This window comes from Pseudomonas sp. HMSC063H08 (genome assembly GCF_001813645.1).
In the GTDB taxonomy this organism is placed as follows: Bacteria; Pseudomonadota; Gammaproteobacteria; order Pseudomonadales; family Pseudomonadaceae; genus Pseudomonas; species Pseudomonas aeruginosa.
Genome location: NZ_KV813462.1, coordinates 24,942 through 44,130, shown reverse-complemented (window position 1 = coordinate 44,130; position 19,189 = coordinate 24,942). Strand labels below are relative to the sequence as shown.

General features: G+C 68.7%; 15 protein-coding genes. 11 read left to right on the top strand and 4 right to left on the bottom strand.

The window, feature by feature from the left end; genetic code table 11:
* Nucleotides 1-2: 2 nt before the first annotated feature.
* Nucleotides 3-962 carry a helix-turn-helix domain-containing protein gene (locus tag HMPREF2924_RS16595; protein WP_003093398.1) on the bottom strand — a complete coding sequence of 320 codons (960 nt, stop codon included), beginning with the start codon at nucleotides 960-962 and terminating at the stop codon, nucleotides 3-5.
* Nucleotides 963-1,280: 318 nt separating this feature from the next.
* Between HMPREF2924_RS16595 and HMPREF2924_RS16590 the strand changes: the two genes are divergently transcribed.
* The 6 genes from HMPREF2924_RS16590 to HMPREF2924_RS16565 all read left to right on the top strand — a co-directional run bounded on the left by HMPREF2924_RS16590 (nucleotide 1,281) and on the right by HMPREF2924_RS16565 (nucleotide 8,162).
* Nucleotides 1,281-1,814 (top strand): 2,4'-dihydroxyacetophenone dioxygenase family protein, encoded by a 534-nt coding sequence (locus tag HMPREF2924_RS16590; RefSeq protein WP_003093399.1) that lies wholly within the window; start codon nucleotides 1,281-1,283, stop codon nucleotides 1,812-1,814.
* 70 nt (nucleotides 1,815-1,884) lie between these two features.
* Nucleotides 1,885-3,144 (top strand): MFS transporter, encoded by a 1,260-nt coding sequence (locus HMPREF2924_RS16585; RefSeq protein WP_003132328.1) that lies wholly within the window; start codon nucleotides 1,885-1,887, stop codon nucleotides 3,142-3,144.
* Complete coding sequence (locus HMPREF2924_RS16580) at nucleotides 3,141-4,199, top strand: 2,3-butanediol dehydrogenase (protein ID WP_003132327.1); 1,059 nt, start codon at nucleotides 3,141-3,143, stop codon at nucleotides 4,197-4,199. The genes HMPREF2924_RS16585 and HMPREF2924_RS16580 overlap by 4 nt, the downstream gene beginning before the upstream one ends.
* Nucleotides 4,200-4,213: 14 nt before the next feature.
* Entirely contained in the window at nucleotides 4,214-4,939 is a 726-nt protein-coding gene (locus HMPREF2924_RS16575) for an SDR family NAD(P)-dependent oxidoreductase (RefSeq protein WP_003132326.1), read from the top strand.
* An 84-nt stretch (nucleotides 4,940-5,023) separates the two neighbouring features.
* The gene (locus HMPREF2924_RS16570; protein ID WP_003132325.1) at nucleotides 5,024-6,328 is read left to right on the top strand and encodes a carbohydrate porin; all 1,305 of its coding nucleotides are present in this window, start codon (nucleotides 5,024-5,026) and stop codon (nucleotides 6,326-6,328) included.
* Between the two features lie 154 nt (nucleotides 6,329-6,482).
* The gene (locus HMPREF2924_RS16565) at nucleotides 6,483-8,162 is read left to right on the top strand and encodes a GMC family oxidoreductase (RefSeq protein ID WP_003110144.1); all 1,680 of its coding nucleotides are present in this window, start codon (nucleotides 6,483-6,485) and stop codon (nucleotides 8,160-8,162) included.
* 16 nt (nucleotides 8,163-8,178) lie between these two features.
* Here the strand turns inward: HMPREF2924_RS16565 and HMPREF2924_RS16560 are convergent, their stop codons facing one another.
* Nucleotides 8,179-8,931: an SDR family NAD(P)-dependent oxidoreductase gene (locus tag HMPREF2924_RS16560; protein WP_003093411.1), complete on the bottom strand. Its 753-nt coding sequence runs from the start codon at nucleotides 8,929-8,931 to the stop codon at nucleotides 8,179-8,181.
* Between the two features lie 158 nt (nucleotides 8,932-9,089).
* On the opposite strand from HMPREF2924_RS16560, the gene HMPREF2924_RS16555 reads away from it, so the two are divergent.
* The 3 genes from HMPREF2924_RS16555 (at nucleotide 9,090) to HMPREF2924_RS16545 (ending at nucleotide 12,032) form a co-directional block, all read left to right on the top strand.
* Nucleotides 9,090-9,965, top strand: a complete 876-nt coding sequence (locus HMPREF2924_RS16555) for a LysR family transcriptional regulator (RefSeq protein WP_003093413.1) — start codon at nucleotides 9,090-9,092, stop codon at nucleotides 9,963-9,965.
* Between the two features lie 282 nt (nucleotides 9,966-10,247).
* Nucleotides 10,248-11,492 (top strand): cyclic di-GMP phosphodiesterase, encoded by a 1,245-nt coding sequence (locus tag HMPREF2924_RS16550; RefSeq protein ID WP_003093415.1) that lies wholly within the window; start codon nucleotides 10,248-10,250, stop codon nucleotides 11,490-11,492.
* A 318-nt stretch (nucleotides 11,493-11,810) separates the two neighbouring features.
* The gene (locus tag HMPREF2924_RS16545) at nucleotides 11,811-12,032 is read left to right on the top strand and encodes a hypothetical protein (RefSeq protein WP_003093418.1); all 222 of its coding nucleotides are present in this window, start codon (nucleotides 11,811-11,813) and stop codon (nucleotides 12,030-12,032) included.
* A 16-nt stretch (nucleotides 12,033-12,048) separates the two neighbouring features.
* On the opposite strand, the gene ampR is transcribed toward HMPREF2924_RS16545, so the two are convergent.
* On the bottom strand, nucleotides 12,049-12,939 hold the full coding sequence (ampR, locus tag HMPREF2924_RS16540) for a LysR family transcriptional regulator AmpR (protein WP_003132323.1): 891 nt from the start codon (nucleotides 12,937-12,939) through the stop codon (nucleotides 12,049-12,051).
* A gap of 148 nt (nucleotides 12,940-13,087) precedes the next feature.
* Between ampR and HMPREF2924_RS16535 the strand changes: the two genes are divergently transcribed.
* The gene (locus tag HMPREF2924_RS16535) at nucleotides 13,088-14,281 is read left to right on the top strand and encodes a class C beta-lactamase PDC-19a (RefSeq protein ID WP_003132320.1); all 1,194 of its coding nucleotides are present in this window, start codon (nucleotides 13,088-13,090) and stop codon (nucleotides 14,279-14,281) included.
* A 64-nt stretch (nucleotides 14,282-14,345) separates the two neighbouring features.
* Complete coding sequence (locus HMPREF2924_RS16530; protein ID WP_003093424.1) at nucleotides 14,346-14,744, top strand: hypothetical protein; 399 nt, start codon at nucleotides 14,346-14,348, stop codon at nucleotides 14,742-14,744.
* Between the two features lie 66 nt (nucleotides 14,745-14,810).
* Here HMPREF2924_RS16530 and HMPREF2924_RS16525 read toward each other — a convergent pair whose 3' ends face one another.
* The gene (locus HMPREF2924_RS16525; RefSeq protein WP_003132318.1) at nucleotides 14,811-19,064 is read right to left on the bottom strand and encodes a PAS domain-containing hybrid sensor histidine kinase/response regulator; all 4,254 of its coding nucleotides are present in this window, start codon (nucleotides 19,062-19,064) and stop codon (nucleotides 14,811-14,813) included.
* Nucleotides 19,065-19,189: the final 125 nt, after the last annotated feature.

Sequence of the window (19,189 nt, the reverse complement as noted above, 5' to 3'; positions counted from 1 at the left end):
GTCTAACGGCCACGCGCCTCGCTCGGCGTCATCCCGTAGCGCGCCTTGAAGGCCCGGGCGAAATGCGCCTGGCTGGAGAAGCCGTGGCGATAGGCGACCTCGGCGACATCCAGGCGCCGGCCCTGGGGCGAAGCGAGCAACTGGCGGGCCCGCTCCAGGCGCCGCTCCTGCAGGTAGCGCCCGGGCGAGCTGCCTTCCTGGGCGAACAGCCGCGCCAGGTGCCGGCTGGAGACGCCAGTGGCGGCGGCCACCCGCTCGCAGCTCAGGGCGGGTTCGTCGAGGTGCTGCTGGATGTACTGCTTGGCCGCCAGCAGGTAGGACGCGCCCAGGGCGCTGGCACGGTGCTCGCCGGCATGGTCGCTGATGATGCTCGCCAGCAGGTCGTAGGCTTCCTCCTGGTAGCGCTCGGCATCCTCGCCATGGGGGCTGTCGAGGAAATCCCGGGTACGCTCGCCGAGGGTCCGCACCAGCAGGCGCTGCACCGGGCTTTCCGCGCCGATCTTCAGCGGTCCCTTGAAGTCGCGCAGGCAGCGCTCGGCGAAATCGTCCTGGGGAATGTCGAAGATGAACTGCCGCATCGGTCCGGAAAAACCGAACAGGTAGGGCTTGTCGGTCCGGTAGATAACCAGCTCGCCCGGTTGCAGGAGGTTGCAGCCGTTGTCCTGGTAGAAGAACGACTGGCTGCCCTGCACCAGGGAGACGAAGATCGACTCCTTGGGCACTGCGCGGATCATCGAGCGGTCGCGCTCCACCACGTGCTCGTTGCCGCCGATGCGGGCCAGCCGCAGGCGTTCGAGGCAGAGGTTGTCCTGGGTCGCGGCGAAGCCGGCCTGGGAATACGACGAACATTTCAGGCCAACCAGGATGGAAGCGTTGTAGTCCTCCCAGAACGCCAGCCGCTGCTCCAGGGGAATGTCCTGGGTGCTGGCCCGCCGGGTTTCGAGCAAGGCATGTGCGGGCATTTTTATTCTTCTCGTCGAACGCTGCGTGGACCTCCCGGACCTCAGGCAAGGCCTCCGGGGCCAGGCGCCGGGCCGCTCCGCCGACCTGTCGCGGTCGGTCGGCGAGGCGCCTGGCACCCCGTCATTAACATCTGAATCCTTTCCTCCGTCAATCGCCCTCCAGCCGGCTCCGACGCTGGGCAGGCCAGCTTGGCGGCGCGTCGCGGGTCGCGCCAGGCCATGTCCGAAAAGCGCAAGTTTCCTGGCCGCCAGGGTCAAACCCGGAGGCCCGCCCATGGCTAGAGTCGGCCCGACGATAACAACGACAGAGGCCGCCCCATGCCCGAACTCGCCACCCGTGAATTCTGGAAAGACCTGCAACCGATTCCCGACTGCTTCAAGCCGGACGCCAAGCCCGAGGTCTATCTGCGCAACGCGCCGACCGAGGACGAGCGCCTCTACGTGCCCTTCACCGAGACCGTGAAGTCGCGTCCGCTGTGGATCTCGCCAAGCGAAAACCGCTGGTGCGACATCCTGATGGCGACGAGCGCCGGCCTGGTCAACCGCCACTACCACCCGCACGAGGTGTTCGCCTACACCATCAGCGGCAAGTGGGGCTACCTGGAGCACGATTGGACCGCCACCGCCGGCGACTTCGTCTACGAGACGCCCGGCGAGGGCCACACCCTGGTGGCCTACGAGCACGAGCAGCCGATGCGTGCGTTCTTCATCGTCAAGGGGCCGCTGGTCTGGCTCGACGAGAAGGGCAACGCGGACGGCATCTTCGACGTCCACGACTACATCGCGATGTGCCGCGCGCACTACGACAAGATCGGCGTCGGCGCTGCCTACATCGACTCCCTGTTCCGCTGACCCCGGGCGCGCGCCGCCCCGGCGGATGCGCGCCTCCCCGCCGGCCGGCCCGCCCGGCCTGGAGACCGACATGGCGCATAACAACAATTCCGCCAGTTACGAAAACGTCCTGCTCTGCGTGCTGTTCCTGACCTTCGGCTTCGTCTTCTTCGACCGCCTGGCGCTGTCCTTCCTGTTTCCCTTCATGGAACAGGAGCTGCAACTGAGCAACAGCCACCTGGGCATGCTCTCCTCGGTGCTGGCCCTGGCCTGGGCGGTATCCGGCGCGCTGGTCGGCGCCTGGTCCGACCGCCGCGGCCAGCGCAAGCCGCTGCTGATCGTGGCGGTGATCCTGTTCTCGCTGTGCTCGGCGCTGTCCGGGCTGGTCGGCGGCTTCCTCAGCCTGCTGCTGTTCCGTGGCATCATGGGCCTGGCCGAGGGGCCGATCCTGCCGCTCTCGCAATCGCTGATGGTCGAGGCCTCCTCGCCGCATCGCCGCGGCCTCAACATGGGCCTGCTACAGGGCTCGGCGGCCGGCCTGCTCGGCGCGGTGATCGGCCCGCCGCTGCTGGTGGCCCTGGCCGAAGCCCTCGGCTGGCGTCACGCCTTCATCGTCTCGTTGCTGCCGGGCCTGCTGATCGCCTGGCTGATCTGGCGCCATGTGCGTCCCGACCCGCCCCGTGCGCAGCGCCCGGCGCCGCGCGCGGAGGACGCGAAAGGCAAGCGCCTGGCACTGCTGAAGAGCCGCAACATCCTGCTCTGCACCCTGATCAGTTGCGTATTCGTCACCTGGTTCATCGTGCTGATTTCCTTTACCCCGACCTTCCTGGTCAACGCCCGCGGCTTCAGCCCGGCGACCATGGGCAGGCTGATGAGCTGCCTGGGCGTCGCCTGGGTGGTCTGGGGCTTCGCCGTACCGGCGATATCCGATCGCATCGGCCGTCGGCCGACCCTGGTGGCGTTCTCCCTGCTCGCCGCGTGTTGCCCGCTGGCGCTGCTCTATGCGCCGAACGCGACCAGCCTCGGCCTGCTGTTGCTGCTGACCTACACCGGGCTCGGCTGCTTCACCCTGTTCATGGCGACCATCCCGGCGGAGACCGTCTCGCGCAGCGTCATCGCCACCGCCCTCGGCCTGATCATGGGCCTCGGCGAACTGGTCGGCGGTTTCCTCGCGCCGACCGTGGCCGGCTTCGCCGCCGACCGCTTCGGCCTGTCCATCGTCATGTGGATGTCCTGCGGCGGCGCCCTGCTCGCCGCGTTCCTCTCGCTGTTCCTGCGCGAAACCGCGCCCGCCGTGCTGGCGCGCCAGCGCAGCGCGCCTACCTCCGTCCTGCAAGGAAACCAACCATGAAAGCACTGCGCTGGCACGCCGCCCGCGACCTCCGCCTGAGCGAACTGGAACGCCAGGCGCCGCGGCCCGGCGAAGTCGAACTGGAAGTCGCCTACTGCGGCATCTGCGGCAGCGACCTGCACGAATACCAGAGCGGCCCGCACTCGATTCCCCAGGCCGAGGCGCACCCGCTGTCCGGTTGCCGCGCGCCGCTGACCCTCGGCCATGAGTTCTGCGGCGTGGTCGCCGCGCTCGGCCCTGGCGTGGAGGGACTGCGCATCGGCGACCGCGTCGCGGTGGAGCCGGAATACCGCTGCGGCGAATGCCGCTACTGCCGGGAAGGCCGCTACAACCTCTGCGAGTCGATGGGCTTCATCGGCCTGATGGGCGACGGCGGATTCGCCGAGCTCGCGCGGGTGCCGGCCTACATGCTGCACCGCCTGCCGGACGCGGTGGGCTTCCGCCAGGCCGCCGTGCTCGAACCAGCCGCCGTGGCCCTGCACGCGCTGCGCCGCAGCAGCCTGGCGCCGGGCCAGCGCTGCGCGGTGTTCGGGCTCGGCCCGATCGGCCTGCTGCTGGTGATGCTCGCCCGCCTGCGCGGAATCGAGGACATCGTCGCGATCGACGTCAGTCCCGAGCGCCTCGCCCTGGCCGGCGAATTCGGCGCCAGCCGGGCGCTCGACGCCCGTGACGGCGACACGGCGGCGCGCCTGCGCGAGGGCGGCGCGCTCGACTGCGCCTTCGAGGCCGCCGGCAGCCAGGCCAGCCTCGACGCCGCCCTGGCCAGCCTGCGCAAGGGTGGCGAGCTGGTGCTGGTGAGCCTGATGGGCGAGGTCCGGCTGGACGCCTTCGACCTGGTCAACCGCGAACTGCGCCTGCTCGGCAGCGTCGGCTACCGCGACGCCTACCCGGAGCTGATCGCCCTGCTCGCCGACGGCCGCCTCGACCTGGCCCGCGCAGTGACCCGCAGCGTGCCCCTGGAGCAGGCCGTCGAGCACGGTTTCGAGGCCCTGCTGCGCGACAAGTCGCAGGTCAAGGTGCTGGTCAATCCCAACCCGGCCCTGGCCGACGCCTGAAGGAACGATCGCCGATGGTTTTCCAACACGATATCTACGCCGGCCAGCAGGTGCTGGTCACTGGCGGCAGCTCCGGCATCGGCGCGGCCATCGCCATGCAGTTCGCCGAACTCGGCGCCGAAGTCGTCGCCCTCGGCCTGGACGCCGACGGCGTGCACGCACCGCGTCATCCGCGGATTCGCCGGGAAGAACTGGACATCACCGTCAGCCAGCGCCTGCAACGGCTGTTCGAAGCGCTGCCGCGCCTGGATGTGCTGGTGAACAACGCCGGCATCAGCCGCGACCGCGAGGAATACGACCTGGCGACCTTCGAACGGGTGCTGCGCCTCAACCTGAGCGCCGCCATGCTCGCCAGCCAACTGGCCCGGCCGCTGCTGGCACAGCGCGGCGGCAGCATCCTCAACATCGCCTCGATGTACAGCACCTTCGGTTCCGCCGACCGCCCGGCCTACAGCGCCAGCAAGGGCGCCATCGTCCAGCTGACCCGTTCCCTGGCCTGCGAGTATGCCGCCGAGCGCATCCGGGTCAACGCCATCGCCCCCGGCTGGATCGACACGCCGCTGGGCGCCGGGCTCAAGGCCGACGTCGAGGCCACCCGCCGGATCATGCAGCGCACGCCGCTGGCGCGCTGGGGCGAGGCGCCCGAGGTGGCCAGCGCCGCGGCCTTCCTCTGCGGTCCCGGCGCCAGCTTCGTCACCGGCGCCGTGCTGGCGGTGGACGGCGGCTATCTCTGCGCCTGAGCCGCCTTCGCTCCGGATGCACCTGTCCGCTTGGGGCGGACAGCGATTCGCACGACAGAACAACAACAAGACGAGTGCCTTGCCATGAAAACCCTCCGCACCTTGCCGGCGCTGGTCTGCGCCGGTTTCCTCGGTCTCTCCGCGCAGGCCGCCGAAGACAGCCGCAGCGGCCCGCTGGCCGGGTTCGGCGAACGACTCCAGCGCCACGGCGTGAAGACCCACGCGCAGTTCTGGAGCCTGTCGCTGAAGAACCTCGACACCGGCCCGCGCCAGCACAGCTTCGGCAACAGCGGCGACCTGTTCCTCGGCGCCGACCTCGACCTCGCCACCCTCGCCGGCCTGGACGGCGCCTCGCTGCACATCGAGGAAACCCTGTTCATCCTCGACCGCGGCACCGGTCAGCCCACCGGGCCGAGCTGGCAGGGCGCGGTGGGCAGCTACTTCGGCGGCGCGCCGCTGCACAACGACATCGGCGCCAACCAGCTGAGCCTGCTCACCTGGCAGCAGCAGTGGCTGGGCGGACGCCTCGACAGCCATCTCGGACGCACCAATGCGCGGCGCTATTTCCTGATCTACAACTGCGAGACCGTGGTCACCTGCAATGACCCGATCATCGACGCCTCCACCGGCATCCTGCCGCCGCCCTACGGCGCCTGGGGCGGCTACCTGAAGTACCGGGCGACCCCGACCCTGTACCTGCACGCCGGGGCCTTCGAGTCCAACCCGGTGGATTACCTGAAGAAGCGCCATGGCCTCGATTTCGGCACCGACGACGCCAGCGGCACCAGCCTGCTGCTGGGGATCGGCGACAAGCGCGAGGAAAGCCTCGATCCCTACCGCTCGCACTATGAACTCAACGCCTACCTGAACACCGCCAACCAGGTCGACCCGCTCACCGGCGCCAGCGACCACGGCAGCGCCGGCGGCTTCTTCAAGTTCCAGCAGCTGTTCTGGCGCGCCGACGGCGGCCGCCTCGATTCGCCGAGGGCGCTGGGGCTGTTCGGCTCGCTGTCGGTCTCGGCCGACGACAAGCAGCCGTTCCGTCATTTCGCCGAGCTGGGCCTGACCTACCATGCGCCCTTCGACCGCACGCGGGACAAGCTCAACCTCAAGGCCAGCTACCTGCGCCTGAACGATCACCAGTTGGAGTTCCAGCGCCAGGCGCGGATCGCCGCTGGCGGCGATGCGAAACTCGGCCAGCGCGACGTGTACGCCCTGGAAACCAATGCGCACATCGCACTGACCCCGCACATCGCGCTGGAGCCGTCGGTGCAGTACATCTTCAACCCGGACAACTACTACAACCCCGGCGCTCGCGAACTGAGCGGAGACGGTTTCGTCGTCGGCCTGCAACTGATAGTCGACATGGGCTCGCTGCTGGGGCTGTAGCGCGCCGCCTGGCAGCCTCGGTCAACCCCGCCGGCAGGCTGGGACAAGCGGCCGGGCGCGCTTCCCCGTCCAATGGAGTAGCGTCGCGCCCATGGGCGCGGGGCGAAAAAGAACGCCGGGCGAGGCCCGGCAGCACACCCAGAAAGGTGCCGACATGACTTCCACTGCCCGCCGCTCGTTCGACTACATCGTGGTCGGCGCCGGCTCCGCCGGTTGCGTCCTGGCCAACCGTCTTTCCGCCGATCCCGCCGTCTCGGTCTGCCTGGTCGAGGCCGGCCCCAGCGACCGCACGCCGCTCCCCGCCGCCTACATCCGCACGCCGGCCGGGATCATCCGCCTGATCGCCAACCCGAAGTGGAACTGGATGCATCGCTTCGCCGCCCAGCCCGGCACCGCCAACCAGCCGATCGCCTGCCCGCGCGGCAAGGTCTGGGGCGGCTCCAGCGCGATCAACGGGATGATCTACATCCGCGGCGACCGCCACGACTACGACCGCTGGGCATCCCTCGGCAACCGTGGCTGGAGCTACGACGAGCTGCTCCCCTACTTTCGCCGCTCGGAACATTTCGAGCCGGGCGAATCGCCCTGGCACGGGCGCGGCGGCGAATTGAACGTCGCCGCGCAGCGCAGCCCGGGGCCGATCAACCAGGTGTTCTTCCAGGCCGCCGAGGAAATGGGCTGGCCGTACAACGCCGACTTCAACGGCGAGCGCCAGGAAGGCATCGGCCCGTTCCACGTCACCCAGGTCAACGGCGAACGCTGTAGCGCGGCGCGCGCCTTCCTGCACCCGGCCCTGGCGCGGCCCAACCTCACCGTCCTCAGCTCGGCGCTGACCCTGCGCGTGCTGCTGGAAGGCACCCGCGCCACCGGCGTGGAGATCAGCCAGGCTGGCGAGGTCGTGCAATTGCAGGCACGCCGCGAAGTGATCCTCAGCGCCGGCTCGATCAACTCGCCGCAGCTCCTGTTGCTCTCCGGCATCGGCCCGGCCGCGGAACTGGCGCGCCACGGTATCGTCCAGCGCCATGAGTTGCCTGGGGTCGGCGAGAACCTGCAGGACCACCAGGACATCGTGCTGATGTACCGCACCGAGGCCAAGCTCGGCTACGGCCTGGGTTTCTCGCCGAAGGGCTGGCTGCCGCTGCTGCGCTCGCCCTGGCAGTACCTGTTCGGCCGGCGCGGGGCGCTGACCTCGAACACCGTCGAGTCCGGTGGCTTCCTCCGCCTCGACCCGCAGGCAGAGACCCCGGAGCTGGGTCTGATCGTCGCCCCCGCGCTGAAGAACCAGCCGCAGCGCCTGGTCCCCTTCGGCCACGGGGTCAGCCTGCACGTCGCGGTGATGCACCCGCAGAGCCGCGGGCGGGTCCGCCTGAACTCGCCGGACCCGCACGACCGGCCGCTGATCGAAGCCAACTTCCTCAGCCACCCTGCCGACCTCGATACCCTGGTCCAGGGTTTCCAACTGGTCCGCAAACTGGCCGCCAGCCGCAGCTTCGCCCGTCACCTCAAGGGCGAGCTGGTACCGGGCCCGCAGGTTTCCAGCCGCGGCCAGATCGAGGCCTGGATCCGCGCCAACCTGGGCACCGTGTTCCATCCGGTCGGCACCTGCAAGATGGGCCACGACCAGCTCGCGGTGGTCGACGACCAGTTGCGCGTGCACGGCCTGCAAGGCCTGCGGGTGGCCGATGCGTCGATCATGCCGACGCTGATCACCGGCAATACCAACGCCCCGGCGATCATGATCGGCGAGAAGGCCGCCGACCTGATCCTCGGCAAGCCGGCGCCCCATGCGCCGACGGAACAGCGGCGGGATGCGCCGGAGCTGGTAGAGGCCTGAGCCTCCGGCACTCTGCTCAGAACTGCACGCCCCGGGTCAACCCGCCGTCCACCAGCAGGTTGGTTCCGGTGGTGAAGCTGGCCGCCGGGCTGGCCAGGAACAGCACCGCCCGCGCCACCTCGTCGGGTCGCGCCATGCGCCCCATGGGATTGGCGGCGAGACAACGGGCGAAGGTTTCCGGGCTATCCCGTTCGATCGCGCCCCATACGCCATCTTCGAAATAGACGTTGCCCGGCGACACCGTATTGACCCGAATGCCGTCCTCCGCATGGCGGCTGGCAAGCGTCTTCCCGTAGTGGACCAGGGCCGCCTTGAGCACGCCATAGGGCTCGGCGAACATGTCCACCTCGCGGCCGGAAACACTGGAGATCAGCACCACCGAGGCAGCCTCGGAGCGTTTCAACCACGGCAGGGCGGCAGCGACCATGCCCACGCTGCCCAGCAGGTCGGTCTCGAAAGCGCGCCGCCAGGTGTCCAGGTCTCCGCCACCGGCCAGCGCGCTGACGTTGGGCACAACGATGTCGATGCCGCCCAAGTGCAGCGCCGAGCGCGTTACCCAACCGCGCACCTGCTGCGGGTCGGTGATGTCCACAGACATGCCAAAGGCACGCTCGCCGAAGCAATCCGCTGCTTCGGCCACGCCCGCCTCACCACGGGCGCAGAAGGCCACCTCGGCCCCTTCGGCGAGAAAATGTTCGACGATGGCGCGGCCGATACCGCGCGAACCGCCACTAACCAGCACCCTGCGCTGTGCGAGTTGCAGATCCATGTAATCTCTCCATGAGCGGACGCGATAGGCCCGCAAGCCGGGAAGGAACGCCGGGATCCGATCACCGGACGTAAGGACGGGCGAACGGTAGCGAACGACAAGGTATTCTGGAAATCGAAAAATATTCAGCCAACGATTCGCAAAGCGAGAATACCCAGGTGCAATTGTCTCAGCTCCGCGCCTTCTGCGCCGTGGCCCACACCGGCTCGATCAACGCCGCGGCGAAGGCGCTGAACCGTGTCCCGTCGAGTCTCTCCGTACGCATCCGCCAGCTTGAGGAAGACCTCGGCTGCCAGCTGTTCCTGCGCGAGCACCAGCGTCTGCGCCTGTCGCCGGACGGTCGGCGTCTGCTGGAGCATGCCCGGCGAATCCTTGATCTCAGCGACAGTACCCGGGCCATGATGCGCAACGAAGAGAGCGGCGGCCGCCTGGTGGTAGGTGCCCTCGACGTGGTTCTGGTCGCCTTCATGCCATGCCTGATCGGGCGGTTCCGCCAACGCCACCGCGCGATCGAACTGGACATCCGCAGCGAAGCCTCGGAAGCCTTGGTGCAGCAGGTCTCGGATGGAGTGCTAGACCTGGCCCTGAGCGATGGTCCCGTGCGCTCTCAGACCCTGGAAAGTAGCCTGGCCTTCGTCGACGAAATGGTGCTGGTTACCGAGCTGGATCATCCACCGATCACCAGTCCGCGCGACCTGCGTTGCGCCGAACTGTATGGGTTCCGTCACGACTGCTCGTTCCGCTTCCGCATGGATCGCTGGCTGGAGGAAGCCGACTGCCTGCAACAACTGCCAGTGCTGGAAATCGAGTCCTACCACACCATGCTCGCCTGCGTCAGCGCAGGCATGGGTGCCGCCTGGGTGCTGCGCTCCGTGCTTGCGACGCTACCTGGCAACCACCAGGTCCGCGCGCATCCGTTGCGCGACTATGGCACCACCGAGATCCATTTCATCTGGCACAGCGGCCATCTCACGCCCAACGCGCAACGCTTGATGGCTGTACACCAGGACGCGCTCGTCGAGCGCCGCGACTGAGATTTGGCCCGTGCTATCGCCGCCGTAGGTTTCCACCGCCGTCTCCGCCAGCGCGAGGACCTGGCTGGCGCCGGTTTGGATAGGGCCACTTCGCCAGGGCGATGTATCGGGGCTGTACCGTCGGCGGAGGGATTTGTATGCCGGGAGTACGCGGATACAGAACGATACGCAGCCAAGCGAAGGTCACGCCGACGAACTGACGGGCATCTCTCACTCCCGCCGGCCCATCTCGGCTACCGTTAGGAGACAGCCACCTGGCCCAGTCTCGAGGTCGAGCCCATCGTGCTGAAACGCATTCCGGTAACCCAGCTTCGCCTCGGTATGTTCGTCCAGAGCCTTTGCGGCTCGTGGCTGGACCACCCGTTCTGGAAAAAGGGCGGCTTCCTGCTCGACAACCAGTCCGACCTGCAGCGCCTGCGCGAAAGCGCCGTGAAGGAGGTCTGGATCGACGCCGGCAAGGGCCTCGACCTCCCGGAGGAAGCGGCGGTCTCGGCCGCTGCGGTCCTGCCGGTCACCATGCCGGCCGGCCCTGCGCCGGCGCGGGTCGCCCTGGAGGAGGAAATCCGCCACGCCGCCCTGCTCTGCGGCCGCGCCAAGGCCGCCGTGGTCAGCATGTTCCACGACGCGCGCATGGGCCAGGCCATCGACACCGCGCATGCATCGGACCTGGTGGACGAAATCTCCGCCTCGGTGCTGCGCCATCCCAACGCGCTGGTCAGCCTGGTACGGCTGAAGACCTCGGATGAATACACCTACATGCATTCGGTGGCGGTCTGCGCGCTGATGATCGCCCTCGCCCGCCAGCTCGAACTGTCCGACCCGCTGGTACACGAGGCGGGGCTGGCCGGGCTGCTGCACGACATCGGCAAGATGGCGGTACCCGATCCGATCCTGAACAAGCCCGGCAAGCTCACCGAGCAGGAATTCGGCCTGGTCCGCCGGCATCCGCAGAACGGTGCGCGGATGCTGCTCGATTGCCGCCAGGTCAGCGCCCTGGTGGTGGATGTCTGTCTGCACCACCACGAGCGCATCGACGGCACCGGCTACCCCTTCGGCCTGGCGCAGGAGCAGATCAGCCTGCTGGCGCGGATGGGCACGGTGTGCGACGTCTACGACGCGATCACCTCCGACCGTCCCTACAAGAAGGGCTGGAACGCCGCCGAGGCGATCCGGCGCATGGCCGAATGGAACGGGCACTTCGACCCGCAGGTGTTCCGCGCCTTCGTCAAGGCGGTGGGCATCTACCCGGTCGGCGCGCTGGTCAGGCTGGAAAGCGGGCGCCTCGGCGTGGTCCTCGAGCAACACGGCCGCTCGCTGCTGACGCCACGGGTCAAGGTATTCTTCTCGGCCCGCTCGAAGGTGCCGATCCCGCAGCAGGTGATAGACCTGGGTAGGGCCGGACAGACCGACCGAATCGTCGGCTTCGAGCCGGCGGAGGCCTGGAACTTCCGCAATCTCGACGAGATGTGGACGGGACTGCCGAGCAACGGCGGATCGTATTTCGACGCGGGAACCGGAAAGCCGTAGACGCCTTCCGCCGGCAACGCCGGGCACCGCTCCCGTAGGGCGCATAACGCGAAGCGTTATCCGCCGTTTCGCCATCTCCGCCTGCTCCGCATTGCTTTAAGCGCACCATCGTCGATACTGCTGGCAATCCACCGACAGTTTTCAAGAGGCCATATGAGTCCGCTCCTGGAGACAACCGAAGAGCGCAGCAGAAATGGCTGCGCTCCATCCAAAGCGCTGCTTGCCCTGTAGTCCGCAGGCGCCGACCTGAGGGTTTCCCCGAGGAAGGCTGGCCGCCTATGCGAACTTGCCGTCGTTGCCGCAGCAGGGAAAGCAGGCATGCTCGAGAGCGAGATCGTTGCGGCACGCCGGGCCTATGCCGCCAGCCTGGGAGTGACGCTTAGCGGAGCGATCAGCAACGCCGACGAGCCGGTCCATATCCACCACGCCGTCAGCAATTCCAATCACAACCCCAACGCCTCAAACCGTATCAACCTTGGGAGAGCCCGAGCGTATAAAGAAAGGCGCGAGGAAGGTGATTACTTCTTCATCGACACTTGAATCGCCTGCATAACCGTTATCTCCCCCGCGCCTCAACGGCAGCCCTCTCCAGCAACCACTCCCTGAACGCCAGCATCGCGCTGGTCTCCCCCCGCGACTGCAAGCGCGTCAGCCAGTAGCTGCCGGTACTCACTTCGGTGGCGAACGGACGCCGGATGCTCTCGCTGGCCAGTTGCCGGGCGAACATCGCCGCCGGCGCCAGGGCCACGCCGACACCCTGGCGGGCCGCCTCGAGCATGGCCAGCGAGGTGTCGAAGACGATGCTCCGGGTCAGCGGCGCGTGCGCCGGCAGTCCGGCCGCCTGGAACCACAGCGGCCACTCGTCGGCGCGGTAGGAGCGCAGCAGGGTGTGCTGCAGCAGGTCGGCGGGACTGTGCAACTGGGCGGCGACCTCCGGGCAGCAGAGCACCGTCAGCGGCGCCTCGAACAACGCCAGCGCCTCGGTGCCGTGCCAGGCGCCGCCGCCGAAGCGGATCGCGTAGTCGAGCCCCTCGGCGGCGATGTCGACGCGGTTGTTGTGGGTGGACAGGCGCAGATCGATGAAGGGATGGCGCGCCTGGAAGTCCTCCAGCCGCGGCAGCAGCCAACCGACCGTGAAGGTTCCGACCGCGCCGACGGTGAGCACGTCCCGGTAGTGGCCACCCTCGAAGCGTTCCAGCAGGCCGGCGATGCGGTCGAAGGAGTCACACAGCACCGGCAGCAGGCTCTCGCCCTCGTGGGTCAGCATGAGGCCGCGCGGCAGACGCTTGAACAGGGCCACGCCGAGACGCTCCTCGAGGCTCTTCACCTGGTGGCTGACCGCCGCCTGGGTCACGCACAGCTCGATGGCCGCGCGGGTGAAGCTCAGGTGCCGGGCCGAGGCTTCGAAGGCGCGCAGGGCGTTCAGCGGCAAATGGGGTCGAACCAATCTCTGCTCCAAATTTTTCTAATGGCTGCCGCGAGTATTCGTCGTTTGCCGCAAATCCTGCGCAAGCCTAGATTTTCCCCGCCCGCCGATCAAGGAGCGCTCCCGGGGCGGTTTCTCATGCAGCCAACGACAAAGGACGCCAATCCTCATGCGCGATACCAGATTCCCCTGCCTGTGCGGCATCGCCGCTTCCACACTGCTGTTCGCCACCACCCCGGCCATTGCCGATGAGGCCCCGGCGGATCGCCTGAAGGCACTGGTCGACGCCGCCGTACAACCGGTGATGAAGGCCAATGACATTCCGGGCTTGGCCGTAGCCATCAGCCTGAAAGGAGAACCGCATTACTTCAGCTATGGGCTGGCCTCGAAAGAGGACGGCCGCCGGGTGACGCCGGAGACCCTGTTCGAGATCGGCTCGGTGAGCAAGACCTTCACCGCCACCCTCGCCGGCTATGCCCTGGCCCAGGACAAGATGCGCCTCGACGACCGCGCCAGCCAGCACTGGCCGGCGCTGCAGGGCAGCCGCTTCGACGGCATCAGCCTGCTCGACCTCGCGACCTATACCGCCGGCGGCTTGCCGCTGCAGTTCCCCGACTCGGTGCAGAAGGACCAGGCACAGATCCGCGACTACTACCGCCAGTGGCAGCCGACCTACGCGCCGGGCAGCCAGCGCCTCTATTCCAACCCGAGCATCGGCCTGTTCGGCTATCTCGCCGCGCGCAGCCTGGGCCAGCCGTTCGAACGGCTCATGGAGCAGCAATTGTTCCCGGCACTGGGCCTCGAACAGACCCACCTCGACGTGCCCGAGGCGGCGCTGGCGCAGTACGCCCAGGGCTACGGCAAGGACGACCGCCCGCTACGGGTCGGTCCCGGCCCGCTGGATGCCGAAGGCTACGGGGTGAAGACCAGCGCGGCCGACCTGCTGCGCTTCGTCGATGCCAACCTGCATCCGGAGCGCCTGGACAGGCCCTGGGCGCAGGCGCTCGATGCCACCCATCGCGGTTACTACAAGGTCGGCGACATGACCCAGGGCCTGGGCTGGGAAGCCTACGACTGGCCGATCTCCCTGAAGCGCCTGCAGGCCGGCAACTCGACGCCGATGGCGCTGCAACCACACAGGATCGCCAGGCTGCCCGCGCCACAGGCGCTGGAGGGCCAGCGCCTGCTGAACAAGACCGGCTCCACCAACGGCTTCGGCGCCTACGTGGCGTTCATTCCGGGCCGCGACCTGGGCCTGGTGATCCTGGCCAACCGCAACTATCCCAATGCCGAGCGGGTGAAGATCGCCTACGCCATCCTCAGCGGCCTGGAGCAGCAGGCCAAGGTGCCGCTGAAGCGCTGAGGCGCGCTCGCGAGGGCGACGGAGCGTAGCGGCGCGGGACGCCGGTCCTGGCTATGATGGTGCCATGAGCGCTTCCCCGCCCCTCCGCCAGCCCTGCCCGCCCGGCGCCTGCGTCTGCGAACGCGAGCGCCTGGAGGCGCCCGGCGCGGACCGTCGCATCCTCCTCCTGACCCGCCAGGAAGAGCAGCGCCTGGCCGCTCGCCTGGAAGCCCTGCGCAGCCTGGAAGACCTGGAACACCTGCTGCGGCGCATGGAGGAACAACTGGGCATCCGCCTGCGGATCGCCCCGGCCTTCGGCGAGGTGCGCAGCATGCGCGGCATCCGCATGCGCTTCGAGGAGCAGCCGGGGCTCTGCCGCAAGACCCGCCAGGCGATTCCCGCCGCCATCCGCCGCGGCCTGGAGAAGCGCCCGGAAGTCGCCTACGCCCTGCTCAACGCCCACGACCTGCTGCGCGACGCCTGAAGGCACTGAACGACAGGAAGAGGATGTCGCTCAAGACCTGGGCGGGCTTCAGGAGTATCGGGGGGTTCAGCTCGCCGACTCCGCCTGCACGTCGCCGAACATCGCCTGCAGGCGGAGCAGGCAGGCATCGCACAGGGTGCGCAGTTCGTCGAGGCGGATGCCGGCGAGGATTTCCATGCCGCGCCGCGGATCGGCGCGGCGCAGGGCCTGCTCCAGCTCGCTGGCACGGCCGGCCAGGGCGCTGGCGCCAACGGTGGACGCGCTGCCCTTGATGGTATGCAGGGTCGCGGCGCTGCCCTGGACATCGCCCTCGCCGAGCTGGCGTTCGAGCTGGGCGAAGAGGTCCTGCATATCCGGAACGAAGCGCCGCAACACCTGGACGATCAGCTCCAGGCTGCCGCCGAAACGCCCGACGATATCGCCCCGCGCCTCGACCAGTTCGCCCGCGTCCGCTGCCGTTGCCGGCGCGCCCCTGGCGCCGCTCCTGCCGAGATGACCGAGCAGGCAAAGCACCAGGCGCTCCTTGTCGATCGGCTTCGCCACATGGTCGTTCATGCCCGCCGCCAGGCAGGCTTCGCGGTCGGCCAGCGAGGCGTTGGCGGTCATGGCCAGGATCGGCAGCCCGGCGAAGCGCCCGTCGGCGCGGATTCGCCGGGTCGCCTCGAGACCATCGATATCCGGCATCTGCATGTCCATCAGCACCGCGTCGAACGGCACGCTCGCCTCCAGCACCTGCTGAACGCCCGCCAGCCCACCGTCGGCGAGGGCCACCCGGGCGCCCTCGCTGCTCAACAGCTCGGCGGCGACCTGGCGGTTCAGCGCGTTGTCCTCCACTACCAGCAGACGCACGCCCCGCAACCGCTGGGTGCGCTCCACCGGGCGCGGCGGCGGGTTGGCCGGGGCGCCCTGTTCACCGTGCAGGGCATGCAGCACCGAGTCGGCCAGTTGCTTGGGCGTGACCGGCTTGGTGAGAAAATCGACGAAGGGCGGCGCGCTGTGGTCGCGCGCATCGGCCAGCACCTCGCGGCCATAGGCGGTGATCATGATCACCATGGGCGGCGGCAGGTCGCCCTGCAACTGGCGGATCAGTTGCGCCGCGCTGAGGCCGTCGAGATCGGGCATGCGCCAATCCATCAGCACCACGTCGTAGCGACGGCCCTCGGCCATCGCCGCCTGGACCCGCGCCACCGCCTCGCTGCCGCTGCCGACGCAGTCGGCGCGCCAGCCGAGGGCGCCGACCGTGCGTTCGAGCAGCTCGCCGGCCACCAGGTTGTCGTCCGCCACCAGCAGCCGCAGCGGTTCGCCGGCCCCGGGGCAGGCCGCACGCAGCGGTTGGTCGTGGGCGACGTCGAGGTCCAGGTCGAACCAGAACCGGCTACCGCTGCCCGGCGCGCTCTCGACCCGCAACTCGCCGCCCATCAGGTCGACCAGGCGCTTGCAGATGAACAGGCCGAGGCCGGTGCCGCCGAAGCGTCGCGAGGTGGACGCCTCGGCCTGGGTGAAACCTTCGAAGATGCGCTGCTGCTGTTCCGCGCTGATGCCGATGCCGGTGTCCGCCACCAGCACCCGCAGGCGCACCAGGTGGGCGTCGTGCGCCAGACGCCGCAAGCTCACCAGGACGTGCCCGCGGGCGGTGAACTTCAGTGCGTTGCCGGCCAGGTTGATGAGGATCTGCTGCAGGCGCAGGCGGTCGCCGACCACCGCGCTGGGCAGCTCGGGATCGATGTCGAAGATCACCTCGACGTCCTTGTCGCCCTGGTTGCCGGAGAGCACCACGGCCAGGTCCTGCATCAGCGGCTCCAGCTCGAAGGGGAGCATTTCCAGGACCAGTTTGCCGGCCTCGATCTTCGAGTAGTCGAGGATGTCGTTGAGCAGGCCGAGCAACGAGGTTGCCGCCGAGCTGGCCTTGTCCAGGTAGTCGCGCTGGCGTTCGTTGAGATCAGTCTGCCGGGCCAGTTGCAGCATGCCCAGCACGGCATTCATCGGCGTGCGGATCTCGTGGCTCATGTTCGCCAGGAACGACGACTTCGCCGCGCTGGCGGCGTCCGCCTGCTCCTTGGCCTCGCGCAGGCGCGCCTGCAGTTGCTGGTCGCTGGTGATATCGATATTGATCCCGGTGACCTGCAGCGGGTTGCCGTCGGCGTCGCGCTCGACCTGCGCGCCGGCCTGGATGAAGCGGATGCCGCCGTCGGGCAGCACCACGCGGAAGATCACATCGTAGTTGCCGCGCCCCTCCACCGCCGCGCGCAGGCTGGCCTCGGTGCGCTCGAGGTCTTCCGGATGCAGGCGGCTGCGCCAATGCTCGTAGACCAGGCCGCCGTCGCGCAACGCCAGCGGCTGGCCATACAGCTCGCACATGCGCTCGTTCCACTGCAGGCTGTCGTCGGCCAGGTTCCAGCGCCAGATGCCCAGGCGCGCCACGTCGGCGGCCATTTGCAACTGGTCGCGCGCCGCGGCCATCTCGCGCTCGGCGTTGCGCCATTCGGTGACATCGACGGCGATGCCCAGGTAGCCGTTGATCGCCCCAGCCTCGTCGCGCAGGACGGTAACCGAAAGCGTCACGCTGAGCGGCGAGCCGTCCTTGCGCAGATAGGTCCATTCGCGGGTCTCGGCGCCCTCCTGTTCGGCCCGCGCCACCAGCACGCGGAAACCCTCCTCGCCCAGCTCCTGGCCGCGGGCGAGCAACTCCCGCTCGCTGTGCAGCAGGGTCGGCGAGGCCTTGCCGACCACCTCGTCGGCGCGGTAGCCGAGCATCCGCTCGGCACCGAGATTGAAGCCGCTGATGATGCCGTCGCGGTCGAGGGTGATGATCGACACCTCGGACGCCGCCTGCAGCACGCTGCCGAGCAGTACGTTCAACCGACGCAGTTCGGCGGTACGCTCGGCGATCTGGTGCTCCAGACCGGTATTGAGTTCGCGGATGCGGGCCTCGGCGGCCTTCTTCGCGGAGATGTCGCGTACGGTCTTCGAGGCGCCGACCACGCCGCCGTCCGGACCGAGGATCGGCGAGACGGTCACCGCCACGTCGAGCAGGTGGCCATCCTGGTGCCGGCGCACGGTATCGAAGCTGACCACCTGTTCTTTACGGGCGATGCGGGCGAGGATGTCGAGTTCCTCGTTCTCCTTGGATGGCGGCACCAGCAGGTCCACCACCCGCCGCCCGACCGCCTGCTCCTCGCGGTAGCCGAACAACGCCTCGGCCCCGCGATTCCAGTCGCTGATGACGCCGTCGAGGCCGACGCCGATGATGCCGTCCGCCGAATTGCCGACGATCGCCGCCAGTCGCGCCTGGGTCGCCGCCTCCCGATGCCGGCGCTGGCGGCCGAGGGCGCTGGCGTTGACCAGCGCCGCCAGCAACAGGCTGACCAGGCTGCCGGCCAGGAACAGGATGCGCGGCGAAGGCTGGTGCAGGCGCTGGACGAACAGCGGCAGTGCGCTGAACGCCATCTGCCAGTGCCGACCGTAGATCTCCCGCCGCAGCATGTGGCCGAACAGGCGTTGAGCCGGCGCCGCGGCGCCGTTGACGAAGAAGGGCACGGCAGCGCCGTCGCCGGTGACGTCGCTGAGTTCGAGGTGGATCGCCGCGTTGTCGATGGGCAACCCGGCCAGCACCTCGCCGGTCAGCAGCGGCGCATAGCTCCAGCCGAAGCCTTCGAGTTCGCGCTGGGGCCCCGGCGGTGGAGTGATGCCGCTGCGGTAGATCGGCATCAGGATGAGGAACGATTGCTGGCGCAAGCCGCTGGCCTGGACCAGGGTGATCGGCCCCGTCAGGCGCACCTGCCCGGTCTCCAGGGCGGCGCGGGCGGCCTCCCGGCGATTGGCTTCCGAGGCGATGTCCAGGCCCAGCGCCTGGCCGTTGCGCGCCACCGGCTCGATGTACTGGATGACGTAGCGCTCGCCATCGTGCGGAGTCAGTTGCTGGATGCGGAACTCCGGCTGGCCGTCGGCCCGCGCCTGGCGCAGGAACCCGGCCTCGTCGGCGGCCGCCACCCGGCGGATGAAGCCGAAGCCGCGGGCGCCGGGAAACTCGCGGTCGATGTCGCGGGTCAGGCTGTAGCGGCGGAACAGTTCGCGGTCGATGTGCGCCTCGCCCGCCGTCAGCAAGGCACCGCGCACCCCACGCAAGCCATACTGGTAGAGTTCCACGCGGCGGGTCACCGCCTCGGCCAGCAGTTCCGCCTCGCGTTCCAGCGCCATCCGCGCCTGTTGCTCGTTGACCAGCGCCAGCCCCCAGGCGCCCAGCCCGGACAGCAGCAGTCCGAGCGCCAGTGTCGCGCCCGCCCAGCGGCTCAGCCTGAACTTGCTCTGTTGTACGTTCACCCGATATTCCGTCCCTGCGCCGGCCCGGCGCGGGGCAATCCCGCACTCCCTGCGCCTTTTCGTCACAGAAGACTAGATCAAGCGGGCGGATTCCTCCGCCGAATCATCCGGGCCAGTGAATGAGC